We start from the raw sequence: 24,786 nt of genomic DNA on the forward strand, positions 1-24,786 counted from the left end.
CGCCGCAGCGGGAGGGCCGTTGGATCAGACCGTCACTTGTGGTCGAGCTGGTCCCAGCCCTCGACCTCTTCCGGCTTGCGCGGGCCCGGCCCGATGTACTGCGCCGACGGGCGGACGAGCTTGTTCTCGCGCTTCTGCTCCATGATGTGCGCGCTCCAGCCGGCGGTGCGGGCGCTGGTGAACATCGCGGGCATCATGTGCGGCGGCACCTCGGCGAAGTCGAGGATCACCGCGGCCCAGAACTCGACGTTCGTCTCGATGGGGTGGTCGGGGCGGCGCTCGCGCAAGATCTTCAGCGCGGCCTGCTCCAGTGCCACGGCGACCTCGTAGCGGGGCGCCTTCAGCTCCTGGCAGGTGCGGCGCAGCACGCGGGCACGTGGGTCCTCGGCCCGGTAGACCCGGTGCCCGAAGCCCATGAGCTTCTCCTTGCGGTCGAGGATGCCCTTGACCAGGCCGTCCGGGTCGCCGGTGCGCTCGACCTCCTCGATCATCGGCAGCACCCGGGCCGGCGCGCCGCCGTGCAGCGGGCCGGACATGGCGCCGATCGCGCCGGACAGCGACGCCGCGACGTCGGCGCCGGTCGACGCGATGACGCGCGCGGTGAACGTGGAGGCGTTCATGCCGTGCTCGGCCGCGGAGACCCAGTAGGCGTCGATGGCCTTGATGTGGGCGGGGTCGGGCTCACCCCGCCAGCGGGTCATGAAGCGGGCGGTGATCGTCGGGCACTCGTCGATGCGCCGCTGCGGCACGGCCGGCACGCCGATGCCGCGCGCGGACTGCGCGACGTACGACAGCGCCATCACCGAGGCGCGGGCCAGCTGCTCGCGGGCCTCCTCCGGCGGGGTGTCGAGCAGCGGGCGGTATCCCCAGTAGGGGGCGAGCATCGCGAGGGCGGCCTGCACGTCGACGCGGACGTCACCGGTGTGCACCGGGATCGGGAACGGGTCGGCGGGCGGCAGGCCCGGCCCGAAGCGGCCGTCGACCAGCAGCGCCCACACGTTGCCGAAGGTGACCTTGCCCACGAGGTCCTCGATGTCGACGCCGCGGTAACGCAGCGCGCCGCCGTCCTTGTCCGGCTCGGCGATCTCGGTGCGGAAGGCGACGTGGCCCTCCAACCCCGACTTGAACCCGGGTGGTGGCGGGGGTACCTCCCACTCGCCCGACTCCGACTTCTGGCCGGTTGGCGCAGCGGTCACCGCGACCTCCTCGTTGTGGTCCCCGTTGCGGGCGGTCCGCCCTGGGCCGTCCAGGGTGTTTGACGGCTAACGTGGTTGGCGTCACCCTGCCTGCAGGCGCGACGTCCTGCAACGGGACGAAGGGGTGGCTTCTGTCACCGGGGGATCCGCGAACGGGGAGTGGATGGACGAGCCGCATCTGGCCGGTATGCGCGTGGCCTACCGGGAGTCGGTGTTCGACGTCGCCGACCTGGCCGACACCTGGCACGAGCAGCTGTCGGCGTGGTTGACGGAAGCCGAACGCGAGGGGGTCACCGAGCCCAACGCGATGGTGCTGGCGACCAGTGACGAGGTCGGCCGGCCGAGCTCCCGCACCGTGCTGTGCAAAGGACTCGACGAGCGCGGTGTCGTGTTCTACAGCAACTACACCTCGGCGAAGAGCCGCGACCTGCGCACCACGCGCTACGCGTCGGTGACCTTCCCCTGGTACCCGTTGCAGCGCCAGGTGCACCTGCGGGGCGGGGTGGAGCGCGTGTCCCCGGCCGAGACGCAGGCCTACTGGGCGTCGCGGCCGCGGGGTTCGCAGCTGGGCGCGTGGGCGTCGGCGCAGTCGACCGTGGTGCGCGACCGGCGGGTGCTCGACGACGCGCTGATCGCCGCCACCCGCCGGTTCGAGGGGGAGGACGTGCCGGTGCCGCCGCACTGGGGTGGCTGGCGGATCGTGCCCGATCAGGTGGAGTTCTGGCAGGGTCGCGCCGATCGCATGCACGACCGGCTGCGCTTCGAGACCGACCGCGCGACCCGGCGGTGGACGGTGCAGCGCCTGGCGCCCTGATCGCGCCGTGATCGACGCCGCGGGACCGATGTCCGATTCGGCGGTGTCGATCGTGGTAGGTGTCGTGGGGTGACTCCGATCGAACCCCCGACGCAGCCCATGGAGACGGAGTCGCGGACGCGGGTGCTGGACCGGGTGCGCGGGATGCTGGCCGACACCCGACCGCTGCGCACGCCTGCGTACCGGAGGCTGTGGCTCGCCGCGATCGTCACCACGATCGGTTCGCAGCTCACGCTCGTGGCCGTGGCGTACCAGCTCTACGACCTCACGGGCTCCTCGGCGTGGGTGGGGCTGACGGGTCTGTTCGGGCTGGTCCCGCTGATCGTGTTCGGCCTGTGGGGCGGCGCGATCGCCGACGCCGTCGACCGCCGGACGCTGCTGCTGGTGACCGTCACCGGCATCGCGGTCACCTCGCTGCTGCTCTTCGTGACGGCGGCGACGGGGCTGGGCGGCCCGTGGCTGGTGCTTTCACTGGTGGCCCTGCAGACCGCGTTCATCGCCGTCGACCAGCCGACCCGCAGCGCGGTGCTGCCGCGGCTCCTCCCGGCAGACCAGCTGCCGGCCGCCAACGCGCTCACGATGACGGTGTTCCAGACCGGCGCCGTCGCCGGCCCGCTCCTCGCCGGCGGGCTGATCCTGGTCACCGGGGTGCCCGCCCTGTACCTGCTCGACGCCGTGGCGCTGCTCGCCACCCTGTGGGCGTCGTGGCGCCTACCGCCCATGCCCCAGGAACGGGACGGGCGGCCGCGTGCCGGGCTGCGCGAGATCGTCGCCGGGTTCCGCTACGCCGCGATGCACAAGATCCTGCTGGTGTCGTTCCTGATCGACGTGGTCGCGATGGGCTTCGGCATGCCGCGCGCGGTGTTCCCGGAGCTCGCCCAGGTGCGGTTCGCGCAGCCGTTCGGCAGCGGCGTCGCGCTCGGCGCGCTCTACGCGGCCATCCCGATCGGGATGGTGATCGCCGGCCTGTTCTCCGGCTGGCTGGCCCGCGTCGGCCGACAGGGCGTGGCGGTGGCCGCGTCGATCTGCGTGTGGGGGATCGGGGTCGCCCTGTTCGGGGTGACCGGGTCGATCTTCCTCGCGGTCGCGTTCCTCGCGCTGGCCGGCGCCGGCGACCTGGTGAGCTCGGTGTACCGCTCGTCCATGCTGCAGTCGGTCGCCACCGACGAGATGCGCGGCCGCATGCAGGGCGTCTTCATCGTCGTCGTGGCCGGCGGGCCGCGGCTGGCCGACATGTGGCACGGCGCCGCGGCCGACTGGATCGGGCCGGGCGCCGCGGCCACGGTCGGTGGGGTCGCCGTGGTGGTCGGTGCGGTCGCCGTCCTGGTGGCGTTCCCGGCCTTCTGGCGGTTCCGGGTGGAATTGGGTCAGCGCACCCCGGACCGGTAGATCTGCTCCAGGGCCGGGTCGCGCAGCGGCCCGGTGAACCACTTGCGCGCCGACAGGACGTACCAGCCACCGAACAGCACCAGTGCGCCGCCCACCGTGATCGGGGCGTAGTTGACGTACTCCCACGAGAAGTCGGTCGCACCGGGGATGCCGCGCGGCGAGAACGGCAGCAGGAACAGCACGCAGACGATGACGATCCACACGACGGCGGTGATCGAGATCCACCGGTAGTGGTGGCCGAGCGTCCAGTCACCCGTCTCGAAGGAACGGCCGGCCCGGATCCGCAGGAAGATCGGGATCCCGAAGGCGATGTTGAGGCCGATGACCGCGATCGAGCTGCCCACCGCGTAGCCGACCGCGCCGTTGACCAGCGTCGGGATCATCAGCGCCCACGCGACGGAGCAGATCGCGATGACGGCGTTGACCGGGACGCGGTTGCCGGAGACCCGCCGCCACACCTGCGAGAAGGGCACGGCGCGGTCGCGGGAGAACGCGAACATCATCCGCGACGCGGACGTGACCGAGGCGGTGCCGCAGAACAGCTGCGCCATCACCGCGATCAGCAGCAGGAACTCCGCCCAACCGTCGCCCATCGCGGTGCGCCAGATGAACGTGACCGCGTACTGGCCCTCGCGGGCCGTGGCCAGCGGGTCGGTGACGACGAACGTGATGGCCACCAGCAGCGCGAACCCGAACACGACGGACACGACCACGGACATCACCATGCCCATCGCCGACGAGCGCGACGCCGAGCGCGTCTCCTCGCTCATGTGCGCCGAGGCGTCGAAGCCGGTGATCGTGTACTGGGCCATCAGCAGCCCGAGGCCGAACACGAACAGCAGCGACGAGTCGGAGAAGCCGGAGTTGTTGATGACCTCGCCGAAGACGAAGCCGACCGACTGGTGCTTGCGCGGCACCACCACGAGCAGGACGACGATCAGCGTCACACCCGCCATGTGCCACCACGCCGAGATCGAGTTCAGCAGCGACAGGACGTTGACGTTGGCGAGGTTCAGCGCGAGGTGCAGCCCGACGATGACGGTGTAGACGATGAAGATCGTGATGTTGTCGGTGCCGACGACGTCGGGGAACCACAGGTTCAGCAGGGCCGTGGTGAAGGTGGCGGCGCCGTAGTCGATGGCCGCGGTGACGGCGATCTGCCCGAGCAGGTTGAACCAGCCGGTGAACCAGCCCCATGCGGGCCCGCCGAGCTTCGACGCCCAGTAGTACAGCGCTCCGGCCGTGGGCATCGCGGACGCGATCTCGGCCATCGCCATCGCCACGATCACGCAGAACGCACCGACGAACAGCCAGCCCCACGTGATGACGACCGGACCGCCGCTGTTGTACGCCAGGTAGTACGAGGTCAGGCAGCCGGCGAGGACCGAGATGATCGTGAACGAGATGGCGAAGTTGGAGAACCCGCCGAACTCGCGGTGCAGCGTCTGCGCGTAGCCGAGGCGGTGCAGCAGCGCCTCGTCGTCGGACTTGGGGACGGGGGCCTCGTACTGCGGGCGAGGGGAGCCGAACGTCCTGCCGGTCTGCGGAGCGTCGAAGCGGAGCATGGGGGCCTTCGGGTCGGCCGCAGGGGGACTGACTGCGGCGGGGTGCGGAGGGGAGCGGACGTCAGCGGCGGATCAGGCCGGAGTGTCGACCGCACTCGAGCAGCGCGGTGGTGTGGCGGTGGGTGGGGCCGAGCGACTGCTCGGCGTCGGCGATGGCCGAGGTCAGCACGAGGTAGGCGGACTCGACGGCGCCGGACGCCGATCTCGCCATCGCCAGGCCCATGCGGGAGGTAAGCGTGTCGGGGTGGTCGGCCCCGAGCGTGCGGGTGCGCTGGGCGGTGACCAGCGCGGACAGTGCCACGGCGTCGTCGACGTCACCGGAGAGGCGGTAGGCGACGGCCAGTGCGTCGCGAGCCGTGAGGGTGTCGGGGTGCTCGTCGCCGAGCACTCGGGAACGGTCGGCGACGCAGGTGAGCAGCATCGTCAGCCCCTCCCGGCGCCGGCCCGCGAGCATGCACGCCACGGCGAGGTTGCCGGCCACGCGCAACGTGTCGGGGTGATCAGGGCCGAGCACCGCCCGGCAGTCCGACAGGACGGCCGCGAGCTCGGGGATCGCCTGCTTGGGGCGGTCGGACCGACAGAGCTCTGCAGCTGCCGCATTGCGGTCGGCGAGATCGCCGACCACGCCTTTGGTTGAGCTACCAGTGGTGTCGGCGTACAAGTCCGCCAGCGGTGCTCGCGTCATCCCAGTCCCCCGGTCGGCCGCATGGTCACTGCATGGTGTGACGAAGGGTAAGCCATGGGCACCACCGGACAGGTGAAGAGGGGAGCTACACCACAGTCTTCGGTTACTGACAGACGCTGGATCGTCCTGTAGTGCACTCGGTGTAGATCACGATTCGGGCACCGCTTGCGGTCCGGACGGCTGAGGTGTATCCGGTTCGGTCCGCCGGACCTAGTCTCGCCCGGTGCCCGTCCCCGTCACCGACCTCGACCCCGCGACCGAGGCGCTCCTCGACTCCATTCCGTGCACGCGCGCGCAGCCGCGCACCGTCGAGGAGCTGTCCGGTGGGCTGACCAACCGCAACCTCAAGGTCACCAACGCCGACGGTGTCTGCGTCGTCCGCATCCCGGCCGCAGGCCCGGGACTGCTCGGCATCGACCGCGACCACGAGCACGCCAACTCCGTCGCCGCCGCGGAAGCCGGCGTCGGTGCGCCGGTGCTGCACTACCGACCGGGTGCCGGGCTCACCGTCGGCTTCCTGCCCGGCGAGGCGCTCTCCGACGAGCGGCTGCACGACCCCGCCGTGCTGCGCCGCGTGGCGGCCGCGTGCAAGCAGCTGCACGCCGGTCCGCGGTTCGTCAACGACTTCGACATGTTCGCCGTGCAGGCCCGCTACCGCGCGATCGTCGCCGAGCACGGGTTCCGCCTGCCTCCGCGCTACGACGAGTTCGCGCCCGCGCTGGCCGCCGTGCGCGGTGCGCTCGGGCCGCGCACCCACACCGTGCCCTGCAACAACGACCTGCTCGCCGAGAACCTGCTCGACGACGGCGAACGCGTGCGCATCATCGACTACGAGTACTCCGGCAACAACGACCCCTGCTTCGAGCTCGGGAACATCTGGAGCGAGGCGACCCTGCCGCCGCCCCTGCTGGACGTGCTCGTGGAGGCCTACTTCGGCCGCCCCCGCCCGGCCCAGGTGGCGCGGGCCCGGCTGTTCGGGCTGGTCGCGAAGTACGGATGGACGCTGTGGGCGTCCATCCAGGAAGGGTCCAGCCCCCTCGACTTCGACTTCTGGTCGTGGGGCATGGAGAAGTACGACCGTGCGGTCGCCGAGTTCGACGGGCCGGAGTTCGAGCAGCTGCTCGCCACCGCCCGTCAGTCAGATTGAGGATCCGGAGGTCAAGTGAGTACGCCCGAGAAGCAGCGCACCGCCGCTGACGACGATGCAGCGCTGCTGCACAAACTGGGCTACGCCCAGGTGCTGTACCGCGAGATGGGCGGGTTCTCGAACTTCGCGATCTCGTTCACGATCATCTCGATCCTCGCCGGCTGCCTGACCTCGTACTACATCGCGTTCAACAGCGGAGGTCCGGTCGCCATCACCTGGGGCTGGCTGCTCTGCGGCGCCTTCTGCGTGCTCATCGCCATGGCGATGGGCGAGATCGCGTCGGCCATGCCCACGGCCGGAGCGCTGTACTACTGGGCGTCCAAGCTCGGCGGGCCGGCGTGGGGCTGGTTCACGGGCTGGTTCAACCTGGTGGGCCAGATCGCGGTCACGGCGGCCATCGACTACGGCGCGGCCACCTTCACGACGGCCCTGTTGAGCCTGTTGACCGACGGGCTGATCGGTACCGACACCGTCACCATCTTCGTCGTCTACACGGTGATCATCGCCATCCACCTGACCCTCAACCTGCTGAACGTGAACCTGCTCGCCAAGCTCAACACGATCTCGGCGTGGTGGCACATGGCAGGCGTCGCGGTGATCGTCGCGATCCTGATCATCGTTCCCGAGCGGCACCAGAGCGCCGCCTACGTGTTCGGGTCGATGATCAACAACACCGGATTCTCCGACTCCGCGTTCTGGTTCGTCTTCGGCCTGGGCCTGCTCATGTCGATGTACACCATCACCGGCTACGACGCCTCGGCGCACATGAGCGAGGAGACCCGCGCTGCGTCGCGGTCCGCGGCTGTCGGCATGGTCATGGCCGTCGCCGTCTCCGTCGTCTTCGGCTTCATCCTGCTCGTCGCTGTCACGTACGCCGTTCCGTTCACGCCCGACGGCCTCCCGGACAACGCCAACGTGTTGCTCGGCGGGGGCACGCCGGACGCACCGGCTCCGGCCAACGCGGTCGTCTACATCTGGACCACGTCGCTCGGCAACCTGTGGACCGAGTTCCTGCTGGTCATCGCCGTGGTGGCGCAATTCTTCTGCGGTACGGCGTCGGTCACGTCGGCGTCGCGGATGATGTTCGCCTTCTCCCGTGACCGTGCAGTGCCGTTCTCGACGGTGTGGCGCAAGGTCTCCTCGAACCGGGTGCCGGTCAACGCGGTGATCGCGATCGTCGTGCTGTCCTGGGCGCTGATGATCCCGACCCTGATCAACGGGACGGTCGGCTACGCCGTGGGCACGTCGATCGCCGTCATCGGGCTCTACATCGCGTTCGCGCTGCCGATCATCCTGCGGATCAAGGCAGGCGACTCGTTCGAGGCCGGCGCATGGTCGCTCGGGAAGCACTACAAGTGGATCTCCCCGGTCGCCGTCATCTGGATCGCGATCGTGTGCATCCTCTTCCTCCTGCCCGCCTACGAGGCTGGTGTTCCGTGGTCGGAGAACTTCACCTGGCTCTCGGTGAACTACGCCCCGCTCACCGTGGGCGCCGCGTTGATCGGGTTCGGCGGCTGGTACTTCCTGTCGGCCAAGAACTGGTTCACCGGGCCGGTGCGTGAGAACACGGAGTCGATCGAAGCTGCGCTCGAGGCCGAGGCGTCGTCGGCCGAGCCCGCCGCGGTCGGCGCGACAGCTGCGGCCGCGGCTGCCGCGGCTGGTGCCGCCACCGCGACGGTCGCCGCTGCGACGGCCGAGGAGTCAGCACCGGCGACGGAGACCGAGCCGGCCGCTGACGCGGAGCCGGTTACGGAGGCCGAGCCCGAGGCAGCGCCGGTTACGGAGGCCGAGCCCGAGGCAGAGCCGGTTGCTGAGGCGGAGCCGGTTGCGGACGCGGAGCCGGTTGCGGACGCGGAGCCGGTTGCGGCTTCCGAGGCGCCCGCGGCCACCGAGGAGACCCCGGCGGCCGAGCCTGCAGCGGCGGAGTCGGCGGAGACCGAGGAGCCGGTGGTTGCCGGGTCCGATTCGGACTCCTCCTCCGACACGTCGGCGAGCGCATCCTCGGACTCGTCGTCGTCGGACTCGTCTTCCTCTGACTCGTCGTCGACGTCGTCCACGTCGGACGGTTCCTGACCGGGGTGGATGCGCCCGGCGTCCGGTAGATCACACGCTCCGCCGGGCGCATCCACACTCCCGCGCACTAGCGTTGCACCGAACCCGGCAACCATCAGTGCGAGGGAACCTCCACATGTCCGACAACACCACAACGGCCGTGCTGCGCGTAGGCGCGGACGACCACGAGATGTCGATCAAACAGGCCTCCGAGGGAGCGCCAGCTTTCGACATCGGCAAGCTGCTGACCAGTACCGGGATGACCACGCTGGACTACGGCTACGGCAACACCGCAGCGTGTCAGTCCGCGATCACCTACATCGACGGCGATGCCGGGATCCTGCGCTACCGCGGTTACCCGATCGACCAGCTGGCCGAGAAGTCCACCTTCCTCGAGGTCAGCCACCTGCTCATCTACGGCGAGCTGCCCACGCAGTCCGAGCTCGACGCGTTCACGAACAAGATCAGCCGGCACACGCTGCTGCACGAGGACCTCAAGCGGTTCTTCGACGGCTTCCCCCGCGACGCGCACCCGATGCCGGTGCTGTCCAGTGCGGTCAGCGCGCTGTCGACCTTCTACCAGGACGCCCTGGACCCGTTCGACCAGGACGCCGTCGAGCTGTCCACCGTCCGCCTCCTGGCGAAGGTGCCGACGATCGCGGCGTACGCGTACAAGAAGTCGGTCGGGCAGCCGTTCCTCTACCCGGACAACTCCCTCGGCCTGGTGGAGAACTTCCTGCGCATGACGTTCGGCTTCCCCGCCGAGCCGTACGAGGTCGACCCCGCCTTCGTGAAGGCACTGGACACGCTGCTGATCCTGCACGCCGACCACGAGCAGAACTGCTCGACGTCCACCGTGCGGATGGTCGGCTCGTCGCACGCGAACCTGTTCGCGTCGATCTCCGCCGGCGTCAACGCGCTCTTCGGCCCGCTGCACGGCGGTGCCAACCAGGCCGTTCTGGAGATGCTGCAGAAGATCCAGCACGAGGAGGACGGCAACGTCGAGAAGTTCGTCGAGCGGGTCAAGAACAAGGAGGACAAGGGCGCTCGCCTGATGGGCTTCGGGCACCGCGTCTACAAGAACTACGACCCGCGCGCGAAGATCGTGAAGCAGAACGCCGACGCGATCCTCAAGGGTCTCGGCATCTCCGACCCGCTGCTCGACATCGCGATGCGGCTGGAGGAGAAGGCGCTCGCCGACGACTACTTCATCGAGCGCAAGCTCTACCCGAACGTCGACTTCTACACCGGCGTGATCTACCGGGCGATGGGCTTCCCGACCCGCATGTTCACGGTGCTGTTCGCGCTCGGCCGGCTCCCCGGCTGGATCGCGCACTGGCGCGAGATGATCAGCGACCCGACCACGAAGATCGGGCGCCCGCGCCAGCTCTACACCGGTGCCACCGAGCGGTCGTACGTGGAGATGTCCGCCCGCTGACGCGCCCAGAGGCCGACGCGAACCCCGCGACCCGGACCGGGCCGCGGGGTTCGACGTCCCGGATGGGCCAGAGCTGCACGAGTCTCGCGGGCCGCTCATCTACCGATCGGGCTCCTACGCCCGCCGGCCCTGAGCAGGCGAGCACCGGGCCGGGCGGGGGGACGACCGACCCGGTGCTCTGCTCGGGAAGCTTGGTCATGTCGGGCTTCAACGTCGTTTCACCTGGGTGTCTGTGGGGCACTACGGTCGATGGCTGTGACGTCCGTGGTGTGGTTCCGGCGAGATCTGCGCGTCGGGGACCAGCCGATCTTCCTCGCCTGCGAGGGGCCGGCGCTCGCGTTGTTCGTGCTGGATCCGGCGCTGCTGGCGCCGTCGGGGCCGGCGCGGCGGACGTTCCTCTACCGCAACCTGCGCTGCCTCGACGACGCGCTGGGCGGGCGCCTGACGGTCGTGCGCGGCGATCCCGTGGACGTCGTTCCGCGGGTGGCGGCAGCGGTCGACGCGGCGAAGGTGCACGTCGCCGCCGATTTCGGCCCTTACGGCGGCCGGCGCGACACCGCGGTCGCCGAGGCGCTGGGCGCGGAGGGCCGGGAGCTGGTGCGCACCGGGTCGCCGTACGCGGTGGCGCCTGGGCGGGTGCGGAAGGCCGACGGCGACCCGTTCAAGGTGTTCACGCCGTTCCGTCGGGCATGGGCGGAGCACGGCTGGCGCGGTCCCGCGGCGACGGACGCCGGCACCGTCGACTGGCTCGATCCGGGTGACCTGGACGAGGGGATCCCCGACGACGAGGCCGTCGACGCGGAGCTGCCCGACGCGGGCGAGTCGGCGGCGCTCGCCCGCTGGCACGCATTCCTCGACGACGGTGTCGGCCGGTACGGCGAGGACCGCAACCGGCCCGACCGCCCGGGTACCTCGCAGATGTCGCCGTACCTCAAGTTCGGCCTGATCCACCCGCGCACGATGCTCGCCGACCTCGCCCGGCGCCGGTCCGCATCGGCCCAGACGTACACGACGGAGCTCGCGTGGCGCGAGTTCTACGCCGACGTGCTGCACCAGCGGCCGGACTCCGCCCGCGGCAACTACGACCGCGCGTTCGACGCGCTGCCCGTCGAGCAGGGCGCCGCAGCCGAGGAGGCGTTCCGACGCTGGCAGGACGGCGCGACCGGCTTCCCGATCGTCGACGCCGGGATGCGCCAGCTCCGCGCGGAGGCCTGGGTGCACAACCGGGTGCGCATGATCGTCGCGAGCTTCCTGGTGAAGGACCTGCACCTGCCGTGGTGGTGGGGTGCGCGGCACTTCATGCAGCTGCTCGTCGACGGCGACCTCGCGTCCAACCAGCACGGCTGGCAGTGGACGGCCGGCTCGGGCACCGACCCGGCCCCCTACTTCCGCGTGTTCAACCCGGTCGCGCAGGGCGAGCGCTTCGACCCCGACGGCGAGTACGTGCGCCGGTACGTACCGGAGCTGCGCGGAGTGCCGGGCCGGCAGGTGCACCAACCGTGGAACCTGGACGGCGGGATTCCGGACGGGTACCCCGAACCGATGGTCGACCACCGGGAAGAACGGCTGGCCGCGCTGGCCAGGTACGAACAGGTGAAGGCCGCGCGGGCTGATCGGGCCCGGTAGGGTCGCGGCACCGACGAGGGGACGTGATCATGGCGGAACAGGGGCGCCCGCGCAGGCGGCGCAAGTGGATCGTGCTGCTGGTCGCAGTCGGTGCCGGAGCATGGCTCGTCCGCTCCCGGCGCACCCCGGAACCGGACGCGTGGGTCCCGCCGCTGCCCGTCCCGTCGAGCACGCCGCCGCCCCGGCACGCCGCCGCCACGCCGGAGGCCGCCACGATCGAGGCGGAGTCGACTGGCGAGCCGCCGAAGCACGCCGCGAACGGCTCGAACCCGCTGTTCACCGAGGCCCCGGCCGAGCCGGAGAACGGCGCCGCCCCGCTGCCGGACGGTTCCGCACCCGGCCCCGAGTACGTGATCAAGGGCAACGCCGACTCGATGCTGTTCCACACCGAGTCGAGCCCGTACTTCGGGCGGACGAAGGCCGAGGTGTGGTTCCGCACCGAGGAGGAGGCCACCGCGGCCGGCTTCACGAAGTGGACCCGCCGCAGGCCGAAGGGCTGACACCATGGACGCACGCGAGATCAACCCGCGGGTGATCGCGAAGTTCCGCGCCGGCGAGGACCCGGACGGCATGCACCGCGACCGCCTGCTGCTGCTCACCACCACCGGCCGCCGCACCGGCGAGCCACGCACGTCGCCGATGGCCTTCTTCCTGGACGGCGGGACGCCCGTCGTCTTCGCGTCCAACATCGGCGCCCCGCGCCACCCGGCGTGGTACCTCAACCTCGAGGCGGACCCGCACGTCACCGTCGAGACGCCGGAGGAGACGTTCGACGCGACGGCGACCGTGGCGCAGGGCGCCGAGCGGGAGCGCCTGTGGGCCGCAGCCGTCGCGCTCTTCCCGTTCCTCCCCGACCACCAGGAGAAGGCGGGCGATCGGGAGATCCCGCTGGTCTCGCTCGTGCGCGACTAACCGCGCAGGGCTTCCCGCAGCGAGACCCGGGCACCCGTCCGCAGCACCGAGTTGCGGTAGACGCGGCCGGCGACCCGCACCACGACGGCGATCGCCAACGCCGCGATGAGCGCCGCCACCGCGACCTCCCACAGCTCCGCCGCGCCGAGGGCGTAGCGCGCCGGCATCACCGTCTGGGAGAAGAACGGGACGTACGACAGCACCGTCGCGAGGGGGCTGCGCGGGTCGCTGGGCAGCAGGTTCACCGTCAGGATGAACGGCACCAGCAGGATGAAGATCATCGGTGCGACGACGGTGTTCAGCTCCTCCTGACGCGACACGGTCGAGCCGACCGCGGCGTACAGCGCGGCGAAGAGGAAGAAGCCCAGCACGTACCAGACGATCACCATCGCGAACAGGCCGATGGTCGCCGCGGGCAGTGTGAGCAGGCCGAACGCCGCGCCCCCCGCGGCCGCGACCCCGCCGAGGATCACCAGGTTCAACAGCCCGACCGCGCCCAGACCGATGATCTTCCCGGCCAGCAGCTCCCACGGCTTGATCGTGGCCAGCAGCAGCTCCACCACCCGGCTCTGCTTCTCCTCCACGACGCCCGTCGCCACCAGCTGCCCGTACGCCGAGAGCGAGACGAAGAGCAGGATCGTGCCGACGATCGCCAGCGCGAGGCGCTGACCGCGGTCCGGGTCCACCGGTTCGAGGGTCTCCTCGGTGACGGCGGAGCGCGCGTCCAGTGCCGCTGCGTCGGTCCCCGCCGCCTGCAGCACCTCGGCCACCGCGACCTGCCGAGCAGCCGTGCGGACGACGTCGGCGAGCTGGTCGTCGACGGCGTCCCGGCCGATCAGCGCGTAGTGACCGGGCGTTCCGGTCAGCAGCGCGTCGAGCTCGTCGGCGGCGACGGCGGACCGCCCCGCCTCCTCCGTGACGTCGCGGAGCTGCAGCGTGAGGCCCTTCGCGTGAGCCGTGGCGTCGAGCACGCTGGTCAGTGACGCGGCGTCCGGGGTGATGCCCACCGTGCTGGTGGAGCGCTGGCCGGCGACGAACGCCGAGATGGCGCCGACCACCCCGAAGAGCACGAGCGTGATCAGCAGGCCGATCACGAAGCTGCGCGACCGCACCTGGGTCACGAACTCGCGCCGGGCGACCAGCCCGATCGCCTGCCCGGACGACAGCGGCGCGCTCATCGGACCACCTCCGGGGCTGCGGCGGAGACGACGTCGCGGTACAGCTCGGTCAGCGGTGGGCGGTGGCGGCGGAACTCGTGCACCGGCCCGGCGGCGACCGCCGCGGCGAGCACCTGCTGGTCGTCCGTGCCGTCCAGGCGCAGGCGGGTGCGGGCGCCCTCGGTCTCCAGCACGGTCACGCCGGCGAGGTGGTCGGCCCAGCCGGCGGCCGGGCCGTCCACGTCGAGCACGACGCCGCGGTCGCGGTCGCGCAGCTCCGCAACGGTGCCCACGGCGACCATGCGGCCATCCGCGATGATGCCGATGCGGTCGCACAGCCGCTCGACGAGGTCGAGCTGGTGGCTGGAGAACACCGTGGGGACGCCGCCCTCTGCCTTGTCCCGCAGCACCCCGCTCATCACCTCGACGGCCGTCGGGTCCAGCCCGGAGAACGGCTCGTCGAGCACGAGCACCTCCGGGTCGTGCACGAGCGCTGCAGCCAGCTGCACCCGCTGCTGGTTGCCGAGCGAGAGCTTCTGCACCTCGTCGCCCAGGCGGGCGTCGACGCCGAGCCGCTCCGCCCAGTGCTGGGTCGAGCTGCGCGCCTCGCCCGGCCCGAGCCCGTGCAGCCGCGCCAGGTACTGCAGCTGCTCGGCTACCCGCATCTTCGGGTACAGCCCGCGCTCCTCCGGCATGTAGCCGATGCGCCGGCGCACGTCCGCGTCGACGGGTGCGCCCTTCCAGCGCACCTCGCCGGCGTCCGATGCGAGCACGCCCAGGACGATCCGCATCGTGGTCGTCTTGCCGGCGCCGTTGCTGCCGACGAACCCGAACACCTCGCCCGGTTGGACGGTGAACGAGACGTCGGTCAGCGCGGCGCGCGTCCCGAACCGCTTGGAGACCCCCCGAATGTCCAGCACGGATGGACCCTAGACGGTCGGGCGATCGTCATTGGAAGGTGCGGAAGCTCGCGGCGTTGTCCTTGGTGACGAGCGCGGTGCCAGTGTCGATGAAGGCCTCGACCGGCTTGCCCTGCACCGCGTTCGCCGCCGCCTCCACGCCGAGCGCCGCCATCTTGCCGGGGAACTGCGCGATCGTGGCCTGCATGTGGCCGCCGAGGATCGCGGCCGCCGCGTCCGGGAGGCCGTCGTAGCCCATCACCAGCACCTGCTTGCCCTTCTGCTCGGCCACCCCGGCGGCGGCGATGGCCGGGTCGTCGCAGGCGGAGTAGATGGCGGTCAGGTTCGGTTCACGCGTGAGCAGGTCCTGCGCGACGGTGGCGCCCTCAGCGGAGTCGCACTTGGTCTCCGCGCCGCCGATGACGACCTTCACGCCGGTGCCGTCGAGCGCCTTCTGGACGCCCTCGATGCGGGCCGCCAGCGCAGGAGCGCTGCGCACGCCCTCCATGAGGCCGATCGTGTTCCCGGGCTTGAGCACGGACTTGAGGTAGGCCCCGGCCGCCTGCCCGCCCTTGACGTTGTCGGTCGCGACGACCGCGGTCTCCTTGGTGAAGTCCTGCAGGTCGTTGTCCACCAGCACGACCTTGACGCCCTTGTCCGCCGCGGCGTCCAGCGCCGGGACGACGTCGGGGCCCATCGGCGTGATGACCAGCGCCTTGAACCCGCGCGCCACCGCGTCCTGGATCTGCGCCGTCTGGCACGACACGTCGGTCGGGGACTTGCAGGAGAAGTAGCTGATGTCCACCAGCCCGGGGTGCTGCGTGGCGTAGGCCTTCGCCGAGTCCTCCATCGCCGTGAAGAAGGCCACCGGGAACTTCGTGACGAACGCGATCTTGACCGGTCCGGCGCCGGCCGCGGTCGCTCCGGTGGACGGCGCGGCCGCGCCCCCGCCGCCGCAGCCCGCCGTGACCATCGCCAGCGCGGCCGCGCCGGCCAGGAGAACGTGTCGGTTCCTCATTGCAAGAGCCCCTTCGGTCGCTGGACGGGTCGTGCTCAGAGGGGCCGGCTCCCGGCGGCCCCGACGATCCAGGCCACGAGCTGCGCGTGGTTGTCCGCCGTCGGGACGGTCTCGCCGACGGCGCGCCCGCGCCGCAGTACGAGGGCCCGGTCGGCCACGGCCATGACGTGGTCCATGCTGTGCGAGACGAGGACGACGGCGACGCCGCTCTCCTTGAGCCGGCGCACCAGGTCGAGCACGCGGGCGGACTCCCGAAGCCCCAGCGCGGCCGTCGGCTCGTCGAGGATCACCAGGGTGGACGAGAACGCCACCGCCCTGGCGACGGCGACGGCCTGCCGCTGGCCGCCGGACATGAGTGCAACGGTGGCGTCCAGGTCGGGGAGGCTCACCTGGAGCCGTTCCAGCAGCTCACGGGTACGGTCGGCCATCTGCCGGTGCCGCATGAACCGCAGCCCGCGGGGCAGCCAGGACGGGCCGGCCAGTTCCCGGCCCGCGAAGAAGTTCGCGGCCGGGTCGAGGTTGTCGAAGAGCGCGAGGTCCTGGTAGACGGTCTCCACCCCGTGGGCCCGCACGGCCATCGCGCCGGCGTCCGTGACGTCCTCCCCGTCGAGCACGATCGAGCCCGAGTCGAGCCGGTGCACCCCGCTGATGGCCTTGACCAGGGTGGACTTCCCGGCGCCGTTGTCGCCGAGCAGGGCAAGCACCTCGCCGCGGGCCACGTGCAGCGACACGCCGTCGAGGGCGACGACGGCGCCGAACCGCTTGCTCGCCTCGTGCACCTGGAGGACCGGACGTTCGGTCATCGCGCACCCACCGCCTGCAGGCTGCGGAAGCGGCGTTCGAGGTGGCCGCGCAGGACGTCGAGCTCCACCGCGACGACGATCACGAATCCGGCCGCCATGTACTGCCAGTTCGGGTCGATCCCGAGCAGGTTCAGCCCGTTGCGCATGACCGCGATGACGAGCGCGCCGGTCAGCGCGTTCAGGACGGAGCCGCGGCCGCCGAGGAAGCTGGCCCCACCGATGATCACGGCCGCGATGGCGTCCAGCTCGGCGAACGCGCCCGACGTGGGCGAGCCGGCGTCGCCGCGACCCATGGTCAGCAGGGCCGCGACGCCGGCGAGGAACCCGCAGACGACGTACACCGAGATCAGCACGGCCGGGACCGGGATGCCGTTGCGGACGGCCGCCTCGGGCCCGCCGCCGACTGCGTAGATCCACCGGCCCCACACCATCCCGCGCAGCACCAGCGCGACGACGGCGGCGACCCCGACGACGACGAGCGCGGCGGTGGGGAACCACCCGATGGCACCGCCCCCGGGGATGGCGGCGATCCGGCCCGCGCCGATCTCCTTCACCACCGGGGGAGCGCCCCGGATGGTGCGGCTCCCGGACAGGTAGAGGGCGAGACCGCTCGCGGCCGTCAGCATCGCCAGCGTCGCGATGAACGGGTGCGGCAGCCTGCCCTTGACGTAGAGCAGGCCGTTGACCAGGCCCACGAGCGAGCCGGTCGCGAGGGCGGCGAGCACGGCCACCAGGGCCGAGCCCTGGCTGCGCCAGACCAGCGCTCCGACGACGGCGCACAGCGAGAGGTTCGAGCCCACCGACAGGTCGATCCCGCGCGTCACGATGACGAGGAGCTGGCCGAGCGCGAGGACGCACACGACGGCCGACTGGTTGAGCAGGTTGCCGATGTTCTCCAGCGTCAGGAAGACGTCTGACAGCACGGCCAGCACCACGACCAGCAGCAACAGGATCGCGACCGGCCCGGCCCGCAGCGCGAGCAGCGCGAGCTTGAGGCCGCGGTAGCGGGCGTCGGGCGGAGTCGGTGCGGCGGGTTCGGACGGGGTCGGACCACCCCGGGGCGGGGCGAGCTCCGAGCGGCCCTCTCGTGTCACAGGGACTCCAGCGTCCGGCGGGGAGGAAGGGGCTCACCGTAGGGTTTCCGACATGAGATAGTCAATAACCGATTTCCTATATTTTATTCGGATATACTACGATGCGGGCACGACCTCACAGCGGGAGCCCCGTGACCGACCCCTATCGCCTGCACGCCGCGAGCCCGGCGCCCGCGGCGCTGCGCCTGACCGCGCGGCAGCCGCTCGTGCTCGACGTCTACGACGCGCTCGTCGACATGCTCATGAACCACGACTTCGACCCCGGTGAGCGCCTGAACATCGACGCGCTCACCCGCACGCTCGGCGTCTCGCAGACGCCGATCCGTGAGGCCATGGCCCGGCTGGAGGCCGAAGGGCTCATCGTCAAGGAACCGCGTCGCAGCTACACCGTCGCGCCCCTCATCACCCTCGACGAGCTCAGGGCGCTGATGGATCTGCGCCTCCTGATCGAGCCCTCCGCCGCAGCGGCGGCCGCCCGCCGGGCGTCTCCGGCGGAGGGCGCGGACCTGATCGCGTTCGCCCGCAGCGGCGGCGCCGGCCGCCACGGCGGCACCGCGAACCGGCTCGACATGATCTACGACGCCACGTTCCACGACCGGGTCGCCGCGCTCGGCGGCAACTCGTGGCTGCGTGACTCGCTGGCCCGGCTGCGCAGCCACGTGCACATGTACCGGCTCTACCACCACGCGCGGCACGCGGCCGCGACCACGCCCGAGCACGTGGCGATCGCCGAACCGATCGCAGCCAACGACCCCGACGCCGCCGCCGAGGCCATGCGCCGCCACCTGACGGAGGCGATGGAGCGCATCGACGAGGTGTTCGCCCGCAACCGGTAGCCCGCGGGCGGCGCGGCGGATCACCGGGGCCGTACATCGCACCGACTACGATCAGCACCGCTCGATGACGAAAGGGTGACTGTGAGTGGTCGAGGCCGGCGCTGGCTGCTCCCTGCCGCGACGGTGTCGGCCACCGTCATCGTCGCCCTGTGCACCGTGCTGATCGGCTCCGGAACCGTGTTCGGCACCGCGACGGCCGGGCCGGCGCCGGCCGCACCGCCACTGCCGGTGCGGATGGTCGGGTTGGGTGACTCGATCCCGGCCGCGTACGGCTGCGACGGCTGCACCGGCTTCCTCGACATCTACGCCGACGCGCTCGGCGACGCCCGGTCGACCGCCGTCACCGTCACCAACTTCGCCGTCGGTGGCTGGACCACCGCGGACCTGCTCGCGTCGCTCACCCCGGGCGACGAGGTCGAGGGCGCCGTCGTCGATCCCGACGGGGCGTCGCGCACCGTCGGCCAGTCCGACATCGTCACCGTCATGATCGGTGCGAACGACTACGACGCCATGGTCGACACGTTCGCGGAGGGCCGCTGCGGCGGCGCCGACGGCCTGGCCTGCTTCGACTCGGCCACCGCGATGGTGACGCGCGACCTCACCGCGATCCTGCAGCGCATCCGGCAGCTGCGCGGCGGGCACCCCACCACCCTGCAGGTGCTCGGGTACTGGGACGTCTTCCCCGACGGCGAGTTCGCCGAGCAGGCCTACGGCCCGCAGTTCGTGCGGGACAGCACGAGGGTCACGCAGCTCGCCAACGCAACCATCAAGGACGTCGCGCAGGCACAGCAGGCCTGCTACGTGGATCTCTACACGCCGTTCAAGGGGCCGGACGGCGACGTCGACGACACCCCGCTGCTGATCGACGACGGGGAGCACCCCAACCAGGCCGGCCACCAGCGGATCGCCGACGCGCTCGCGGCGACGGCCTGCGACCCGAGCTGACGGACCGACCCGGAAGAGCATCGAGTGACCTGGCTGTGGGACGTCTCGACCATCACCGGCGCACTGCCCGTCGCGCTGACGGTGCTCGGTGCGCTCGGCCTGGTGGCGCTGCTGCTGCGCCGGGACCCGCGGTGGTGGGTGCGGCTGCTCCCGATCACCCTCGGCGTCGCGCTCGCGCTCACCGCCGTCGCCGACGTGGCCCTCGAGCTGTGGCGGCCCTTCCCCGAGTCGCTGCCCGCGCGGATCCTGCTGTGGGCCGGGCTGGGGATCTGGGCGGTGGTCCTGGTCGCGGTGCGGGTCGGCCCGGCCCGCTGGTGGGGCCGCATCGGGCTCACGGTGGCGATGGTGCTCGTCGTCGCGCTGAGCGCCATGAAGATCAACGCGTTCTACGGGTACCGGCCGAACCTGGGAGCCGTGTTCGGCGTCCCGCAGATCAGCGAGGTCGACTTCGCCGCGCTCGCACCCGTCCGCCCGACCGTCTCCGCCGCCCCGCACCAGCCCCTGAGCCTGTCCTGGCACCCGCCGGCGGACCAGCCGAAGCGCGGCGAGGTGACCCAGGTGGCCATCGACGGCACGCGGTCCGGCTTCAAGGCGCGCCCGGCGATGGTCTACCTGCCCCCGGCGTACCTCGGCTCGGTGCGCCCGCTGCTGCCGGTGCTCGTGCTGATCCCCGGGCAGCCGGGCGGGCCGGAGGACTGGTTCGTCGCCGGCAAGCTGGCATCGGTCATGGACGGCTTCGCGGCCGCGCACGCGGGTCTCGCGCCGATCGTCGTCGTGCCGGACGCGACCGGGTCCCCGCTGGCCAACACGCTGTGCCTGGACTCGCAGCTCGGCAACGCCGAGAGCTACCTCGCAGAGGACGTGCCCGCGTGGCTCACCCAGCACCTGCAGGTCGACCCGGACCGCAGCCGCTGGGCGATCGGCGGCTTCTCCTTCGGCGGCACGTGCGCCCTGCAGCTGGCGCTGCGCCGCCCGGCCGGCTACCCGACGTTCCTCGACGTCTCCGGCCGTCCCGAACCGACCCTCGGTGACCACGCGAGCACCGTGCAGGCCACGTTCGGCGGCGACGAGGCGCGGTTCCGGGCGGTGAACCCGCTCGACATCCTCGCCGCCGGGCAGTTCCCCGGCACGGCCGGCTACGTCGTAGTCGGGCGCGACGACCCCGACGTGCCGGTGGCGTGCCGGCCCCTGCCCGCCGCGGCCGAGCGGGCCGGGATCTCGCTCAAGATGGAGCAGCTGCACGGCGGCCACACCTGGGCGCTCGCCATCACCGGTCTGCAGCACGCGCTGCCCTGGATCGCGTCCCGGGCGGGCCTCATCCCTTAGGGCTGGCGGCCGTCGTCGTCGGCGGGCTCGCCGCGATGCAGCTCGCGAGCGTCAGAGCCGCGCGCGCCGCCCCACCGCCGGCTCGGTGATCGTGGTGGAGATGCCGTAGCCGCGGATCTTGCGGTAGATCGTGGCCCGCGACATGCCCAGGTGCCGCGCTGCCTCGGCCTTGTTGCCGGCGTTGTCGATCAACGCGTCGACGATGGCGTCGCACTCGATCGCCTCCAGCGGCGTGAGCACGCGACGCGTGGTGGCCCGCGTCTCCGGCGGCAGGTCGTCGGGCATCAGGACGCCGGCCCGTCGCCGCGCGACGGTCTTGCGCAGCACCTGGTAGAGCTGCTCGACGTTGCCCGGCCAGCGGTTGCGCATCAGCACGCGCAGCGCGGCGGGGGAGCAGGTCAGGTCCGAGCCGCGGGTGAGCCGTGCGATCAGGTGCGGCACCAGCTCCTCGACGTCCTCGAGCCGGTGCCGCAGCGGCGGTACCTCGACGGTGCGCGGGAAGAACTCCAGCAGGTCGACGCCGTCGTCGCCGACGGGAAGGCCGCCGGGCCCGACGGTCGCGACCACCCACGGGCACTCGTTGTCCGGCGACTCCCGGTGCGGTTCCAGCGCGTCGGCGAGTGATTGCCGGCCCTCGGTGTCGAGCTCGTCGAGGTGCGTGAGGATCAGCGTGCCGCCGCCCCCGTTGTCCAGCTCGCCGGCGAGCTCGGCGAGCCAGCGCGCGTCCCAGTCGCGCGCGTCGAGCACGCGGATGTGCGCGGCCGGCGCCCGCATCTGGTGCGCCGCCTTGGCCAGCGTGGTCTTCCCGCTGCCCGGTTCGCCCTGCAGCACCAGCCATTCCCGGCTCTGGAAGTGCCGGTCGGCGGCCTGGCAGCACTTGGCCCACTGCAGGCTGGACCCCACGGCCGCGGTCGGCGTCGACATCGACGACGGCAGCGTGCGCCGGCCGGTCTGGGCGGGCGCGGAGTCGGCGAGCTGCACGTTGAGGACGCCACCGGCCGAGCCCCGGTCGATCCAGCTGGGCCGGCACTGCACCCGCGCGACCGCGCCGCTGGGCAGGTCGAGCAGCAGCAACCGGCGGCCCGACGTCAACGCCTCCGTGGCACCGGCGACGAGGGCCACCTGATCGGCCGGGGTGATGGACTCGCGGGCGACGTCGTTCATCATCACGACGTCCGGGCCGACGGCGATGACGGCGCCGCGTGCCCGCCGGGCGGCGGTGAGGTAGTCGTGCAGGAGCGCCAGCTCGCGCGGGCCGGACAGGTCCAGCAGCGCCGCCTCGATCTGCCGCGCGATGCGCGACACCGTGGTGGCCATGAACCGGCCGGCGTCGGGCCGCCAGCACGTCAGGTCGACGACGCCGAGCAGCTTGCCGCTCACCGGGTGCCAGATCGGGGCGCCGGCGCAGGCGAACGGCGCGAGCGGCTCCACGTAGTGCTCGTGGCCGAACACCTCGGCGGGGCCGCGACCCTCCAGCGCGGTGCCGATGCCGTTGGTGCCGACGAACTTCTCCGCGTAGCTGAAGCCTGGCGCGAGCCAGATCCGGTCGAGCGCCTGCCGCAGGGCCGAGTCGCCGGTGCGGCGGTCGAGCACCACGCCGTCGGCGTCGGTCAGGATGACGCTGACGGGCTCGGTGGCCAGCTCGTCGGAGATGTCGCCGAGGATCGCGGTGGCCGCGCGGGTCAGCGGCGAGTCGGGTTCGAGGTCCCAGTCGTCGCGCAGCTCGACGTTGTCGACGGGGATCTCCCACTCGCGGGACCGGGCCCAGGACGCCAGGATCGTGTCGCGCACGACGCCGGCGGGCACCACGTCGTCGACCAGGAACGACGTGCGCGCACGAACGAGCTGGTCACCCGACCTCTCGGCCGGCGGACCAGTTGCTCCGTCCGTCGCGCGCCCCAAGCGGTGGCCTCCTCGGCGCAGCTCGCGCTCCGCCGCAGCGCGGAACGTCGTGCAACCGAAGCTACCTGCTGGTGGACGTCACCGACAGCAGGCGGACGACCGCGAATCGTCTCATATTGAGACCTCGACCGCGCATCGACGGAGGTGTGATTCCCGGCACGAGGGAACCGCATCGGTGCTGGCCCGCGCTCCGGGGCTGGTGGGGCGACCTCCGCCCACCACCAGAGCCCACCACCACGTGAGGAGACGACGTGAGTCGGCAGAGCTTGGCAAAGGCTCATCAGAAGATCCAGGAACTGTCCTGGGAGCCGCAGTACCACGAGCCGTACATGAAGTACGGGACCGACTACACCTTCCGCAAGGCGGCCAAGAAGGACCCGCTCAAGCAGGTCCTCCGGTCCTACTTCCCCATGCAGGAGGAGAAGGACCACCGGGTGTACGGGGCGCAGGACGGTGCCATCCGCGGGAACATGTTCCGGCAGGTGCAGGAGCGCTGGCTGGAATGGCAGAAGCTGTTCCTGTCCATCATCCCGCTGCCCGAGATCTCCGCGGCGCGGTCGATGCCGATGCTGTTCCACGCGGTGCCGAACCCGGAGCTGCACAACGGTCAGGCGATCCAGATGATCGACGAGGTCCGCCACTCGACGATCCAGCAGAACCTGAAGCGCCTGTACATGAACAACTACATCGACCCGGCGGGCTTCAACAACACCCTGCGGAACTTCCACGGCGACTACTGCGGCACCATCGGCCGCCAGTTCGCGGAGGGCTTCATCACCGGTGACGCGATCACCGCGGCCAGCATCTACCTGACGATCGTCGCGGAGACGGCGTTCACGAACACCCTGTTCGTGGCCATGCCGGCCGAGGCCGCGGCCAACGGCGACTACCTGCTGCCGACGGTGTTCCACTCGGTCCAGTCCGACGAGTCGCGGCACATCTCCAACGGCTACGCCACGCTGCTCATGGCCCTGTCCGACGAGGACAACCGCCAGCTGCTCGAACGCGACCTGCGCTACGCGTGGTGGAACAACCACCGCGTCGTCGACGCCGCCATCGGCACGTTCATCGAGTACGGCACGAAGGACCGCCGCAAGGACCGCGAGTCCTACGCGGAGATGTGGCGGCGCTGGATCTACGACGACTACTACCGGGCCTACCTGATCCCGCTCGAGAAGTACGGGCTGGTCATCCCGCACGACCTCGTCGAGGAGTCCTGGAAGCAGATCTGGGAGAACGGTTACGTCCACGAGGTCGCGCAGTTCTTCGCCACCGGGTGGCTCGCGAACTACTGGCGCATCGACGGCATGACCGACGAGGACTTCGAGTGGTTCGAGTACAAGTACCCGGGCTGGTACGACAAGTACGGCAAGTGGTGGGAGAACTACAGCCGGCTGGCGACGCCGAACGGGCACAACCCGATCGTCTTCGAGGACGTCGACTACGTGTACCCGCACCGCTGCTGGACCTGCATGGTGCCGTGCCTGGTGCGGAAGGACATGGTCATGGCCGAGGTCGACGGCCAGTGGCGCACCTACTGCCACGAGGTGTGCCGCTGGACCGACGCCGAGGCGTTCCGGCCGTCGTACCAGGGCCGGGAGACGCCGAACATGGGCAAGCTCGTCGGTCACCGCGAGTGGGAGACGCTCTACCACGGCTGGAACTGGGCCGACGTCGTCTCCGACATGGGCTTCGTCCGTGACGACGGCAAGACGATGACGGCGCAGCCACATCTGAACCTCGACCCGTCGAAGATGTGGACGCTCGACCACCTGCGTCGCTGCCCGCCGCTGGCCAGCCCGAACGTGATCCTCAACGAGATGAGCGACGACGAGCGCACCGCGTTCGCCGCCGACTACGTCCGTCAGGGTCCGGCGGGGCGGCCGGCACCGCAGGCCTCCTCCTCGTGAGCAGGCCTGCCTGATCGCCTGAGCGCGGGTCAGGCGAGGGGGAAGGGCCCCGAACGTGGGGCTCTTCCCCCG

The 24,786-nt window shown here is 71.2% G+C and carries 21 protein-coding genes; 12 read left to right on the plus strand and 9 right to left on the minus strand.

Going from position 1 to position 24,786, the window contains the following annotated elements; all coding sequences use genetic code 11:
• Window positions 1-32: 32 nt before the first annotated feature.
• On the minus strand, window positions 33-1,115 hold the full coding sequence (locus ACQEVB_RS10030; protein WP_432980276.1) for a citrate synthase 2: 1,083 nt from the start codon (window positions 1,113-1,115) through the stop codon (window positions 33-35).
• Window positions 1,116-1,359: 244 nt separating this feature from the next.
• Here ACQEVB_RS10030 and pdxH point away from each other — a divergent pair, with 244 nt between their 5' ends.
• Window positions 1,360-2,010, plus strand: a complete 651-nt coding sequence (gene pdxH / locus ACQEVB_RS10035) for a pyridoxamine 5'-phosphate oxidase (protein WP_432967928.1) — start codon at window positions 1,360-1,362, stop codon at window positions 2,008-2,010.
• A 99-nt stretch (window positions 2,011-2,109) separates the two neighbouring features.
• Entirely contained in the window at window positions 2,110-3,399 is a 1,290-nt protein-coding gene (locus tag ACQEVB_RS10040) for an MFS transporter (RefSeq protein WP_432980279.1), read from the plus strand.
• Here ACQEVB_RS10040 and ACQEVB_RS10045 read toward each other — a convergent pair.
• Both ACQEVB_RS10045 and ACQEVB_RS10050 read right to left on the minus strand, forming a co-directional pair.
• Entirely contained in the window at window positions 3,378-4,964 is a 1,587-nt protein-coding gene (locus tag ACQEVB_RS10045) for an amino acid permease (RefSeq protein ID WP_432967931.1), read from the minus strand. The genes ACQEVB_RS10040 and ACQEVB_RS10045 overlap by 22 nt on opposite strands.
• Window positions 4,965-5,025: 61 nt before the next feature.
• Window positions 5,026-5,589: a tetratricopeptide repeat protein gene (locus ACQEVB_RS10050; RefSeq protein ID WP_432967933.1), complete on the minus strand. Its 564-nt coding sequence runs from the start codon at window positions 5,587-5,589 to the stop codon at window positions 5,026-5,028.
• Between the two features lie 283 nt (window positions 5,590-5,872).
• Between ACQEVB_RS10050 and ACQEVB_RS10055 the strand changes: the two genes are divergently transcribed.
• The 6 genes from ACQEVB_RS10055 (at window position 5,873) to ACQEVB_RS10080 (ending at window position 12,824) form a co-directional block, all read left to right on the plus strand.
• Window positions 5,873-6,796 (plus strand): phosphotransferase, encoded by a 924-nt coding sequence (locus ACQEVB_RS10055; protein WP_432967936.1) that lies wholly within the window; start codon window positions 5,873-5,875, stop codon window positions 6,794-6,796.
• Window positions 6,797-6,811: 15 nt separating this feature from the next.
• Entirely contained in the window at window positions 6,812-8,869 is a 2,058-nt protein-coding gene (locus tag ACQEVB_RS10060) for an amino acid permease (protein ID WP_432967939.1), read from the plus strand.
• Window positions 8,870-8,984: 115 nt separating this feature from the next.
• Complete coding sequence (locus tag ACQEVB_RS10065; protein ID WP_432967942.1) at window positions 8,985-10,286, plus strand: citrate synthase; 1,302 nt, start codon at window positions 8,985-8,987, stop codon at window positions 10,284-10,286.
• Between the two features lie 249 nt (window positions 10,287-10,535).
• Window positions 10,536-11,912, plus strand: coding sequence for a cryptochrome/photolyase family protein (locus ACQEVB_RS10070; RefSeq protein ID WP_432967945.1), 1,377 nt, complete (start codon window positions 10,536-10,538; stop codon window positions 11,910-11,912).
• Window positions 11,913-11,941: 29 nt separating this feature from the next.
• Window positions 11,942-12,412, plus strand: a complete 471-nt coding sequence (locus ACQEVB_RS10075; RefSeq protein WP_432967948.1) for a sunset domain-containing protein — start codon at window positions 11,942-11,944, stop codon at window positions 12,410-12,412.
• Between the two features lie 4 nt (window positions 12,413-12,416).
• Window positions 12,417-12,824: a nitroreductase/quinone reductase family protein gene (locus ACQEVB_RS10080; RefSeq protein WP_432967951.1), complete on the plus strand. Its 408-nt coding sequence runs from the start codon at window positions 12,417-12,419 to the stop codon at window positions 12,822-12,824.
• Here ACQEVB_RS10080 and ACQEVB_RS10085 read toward each other — a convergent pair.
• The 5 genes from ACQEVB_RS10085 to ACQEVB_RS10105 are packed head-to-tail and all read right to left on the minus strand — an operon-like array spanning window position 12,821 to window position 17,795.
• Window positions 12,821-14,002: an ABC transporter permease gene (locus ACQEVB_RS10085; RefSeq protein WP_432967954.1), complete on the minus strand. Its 1,182-nt coding sequence runs from the start codon at window positions 14,000-14,002 to the stop codon at window positions 12,821-12,823. The two genes, ACQEVB_RS10080 and ACQEVB_RS10085, sit on opposite strands and share 4 nt — an antisense overlap.
• Complete coding sequence (locus tag ACQEVB_RS10090) at window positions 13,999-14,901, minus strand: ABC transporter ATP-binding protein (protein WP_432967957.1); 903 nt, start codon at window positions 14,899-14,901, stop codon at window positions 13,999-14,001. The genes ACQEVB_RS10085 and ACQEVB_RS10090 overlap by 4 nt, the downstream gene beginning before the upstream one ends.
• Before the next feature lie 28 nt (window positions 14,902-14,929).
• On the minus strand, window positions 14,930-15,898 hold the full coding sequence (locus ACQEVB_RS10095; protein WP_432967960.1) for a sugar ABC transporter substrate-binding protein: 969 nt from the start codon (window positions 15,896-15,898) through the stop codon (window positions 14,930-14,932).
• Between the two features lie 35 nt (window positions 15,899-15,933).
• Window positions 15,934-16,701 (minus strand): ATP-binding cassette domain-containing protein, encoded by a 768-nt coding sequence (locus ACQEVB_RS10100; RefSeq protein ID WP_432967963.1) that lies wholly within the window; start codon window positions 16,699-16,701, stop codon window positions 15,934-15,936.
• Window positions 16,698-17,795, minus strand: coding sequence for an ABC transporter permease (locus tag ACQEVB_RS10105; RefSeq protein WP_432967966.1), 1,098 nt, complete (start codon window positions 17,793-17,795; stop codon window positions 16,698-16,700). Before ACQEVB_RS10105 ends, ACQEVB_RS10100 begins: the two co-directional genes overlap by 4 nt.
• A gap of 131 nt (window positions 17,796-17,926) precedes the next feature.
• Here ACQEVB_RS10105 and ACQEVB_RS10110 point away from each other — a divergent pair, with 131 nt between their 5' ends.
• The 3 genes from ACQEVB_RS10110 to ACQEVB_RS10120 all read left to right on the plus strand — a co-directional run bounded on the left by ACQEVB_RS10110 (window position 17,927) and on the right by ACQEVB_RS10120 (window position 20,902).
• Entirely contained in the window at window positions 17,927-18,631 is a 705-nt protein-coding gene (locus ACQEVB_RS10110) for a GntR family transcriptional regulator (RefSeq protein WP_432967969.1), read from the plus strand.
• Between the two features lie 81 nt (window positions 18,632-18,712).
• Window positions 18,713-19,576, plus strand: a complete 864-nt coding sequence (locus ACQEVB_RS10115) for an SGNH/GDSL hydrolase family protein (RefSeq protein WP_432967972.1) — start codon at window positions 18,713-18,715, stop codon at window positions 19,574-19,576.
• Between the two features lie 24 nt (window positions 19,577-19,600).
• Complete coding sequence (locus ACQEVB_RS10120; RefSeq protein ID WP_432967975.1) at window positions 19,601-20,902, plus strand: alpha/beta hydrolase; 1,302 nt, start codon at window positions 19,601-19,603, stop codon at window positions 20,900-20,902.
• A gap of 51 nt (window positions 20,903-20,953) precedes the next feature.
• On the opposite strand, the gene ACQEVB_RS10125 is transcribed toward ACQEVB_RS10120, so the two are convergent.
• Entirely contained in the window at window positions 20,954-22,804 is a 1,851-nt protein-coding gene (locus ACQEVB_RS10125) for a sigma-54-dependent Fis family transcriptional regulator (RefSeq protein ID WP_432967978.1), read from the minus strand.
• A 266-nt stretch (window positions 22,805-23,070) separates the two neighbouring features.
• Between ACQEVB_RS10125 and ACQEVB_RS10130 the strand changes: the two genes are divergently transcribed.
• A complete protein-coding gene (locus ACQEVB_RS10130) occupies window positions 23,071-24,714 on the plus strand; it encodes a methane monooxygenase (RefSeq protein ID WP_432980282.1) in 1,644 nt (547 codons plus the stop codon).
• Window positions 24,715-24,786: the final 72 nt, after the last annotated feature.

The organism is Pseudonocardia sp. CA-107938, from assembly GCF_050936315.1.
In the GTDB taxonomy this organism is placed as follows: domain Bacteria; phylum Actinomycetota; class Actinomycetes; order Mycobacteriales; family Pseudonocardiaceae; genus Pseudonocardia.

Excerpts from the sequence above, each read along its gene's own strand:
- pdxH (WP_432967928.1), top strand. The coding sequence starts at position 1,360 with ATGGACGAGCCGCATCTGGCCGGTATGCGCGTGGCCTACCGGGAGTCG.
- ACQEVB_RS10085 (WP_432967954.1), bottom strand. The coding sequence starts at position 14,002 with ATGAGCGCGCCGCTGTCGTCCGGGCAGGCGATCGGGCTGGTCGCCCGG.
- ACQEVB_RS10040 (WP_432980279.1), top strand. The coding sequence starts at position 2,110 with ATGGAGACGGAGTCGCGGACGCGGGTGCTGGACCGGGTGCGCGGGATG.
- ACQEVB_RS10065 (WP_432967942.1), top strand. The coding sequence starts at position 8,985 with ATGTCCGACAACACCACAACGGCCGTGCTGCGCGTAGGCGCGGACGAC.
- ACQEVB_RS10100 (WP_432967963.1), bottom strand. The coding sequence starts at position 16,701 with ATGACCGAACGTCCGGTCCTCCAGGTGCACGAGGCGAGCAAGCGGTTC.
- ACQEVB_RS10070 (WP_432967945.1), top strand. The coding sequence starts at position 10,536 with ATGGCTGTGACGTCCGTGGTGTGGTTCCGGCGAGATCTGCGCGTCGGG.
- ACQEVB_RS10075 (WP_432967948.1), top strand. The coding sequence starts at position 11,942 with ATGGCGGAACAGGGGCGCCCGCGCAGGCGGCGCAAGTGGATCGTGCTG.
- ACQEVB_RS10080 (WP_432967951.1), top strand. The coding sequence starts at position 12,417 with ATGGACGCACGCGAGATCAACCCGCGGGTGATCGCGAAGTTCCGCGCC.
- ACQEVB_RS10095 (WP_432967960.1), bottom strand. The coding sequence starts at position 15,898 with ATGAGGAACCGACACGTTCTCCTGGCCGGCGCGGCCGCGCTGGCGATG.
- ACQEVB_RS10045 (WP_432967931.1), bottom strand. The coding sequence starts at position 4,964 with ATGCTCCGCTTCGACGCTCCGCAGACCGGCAGGACGTTCGGCTCCCCT.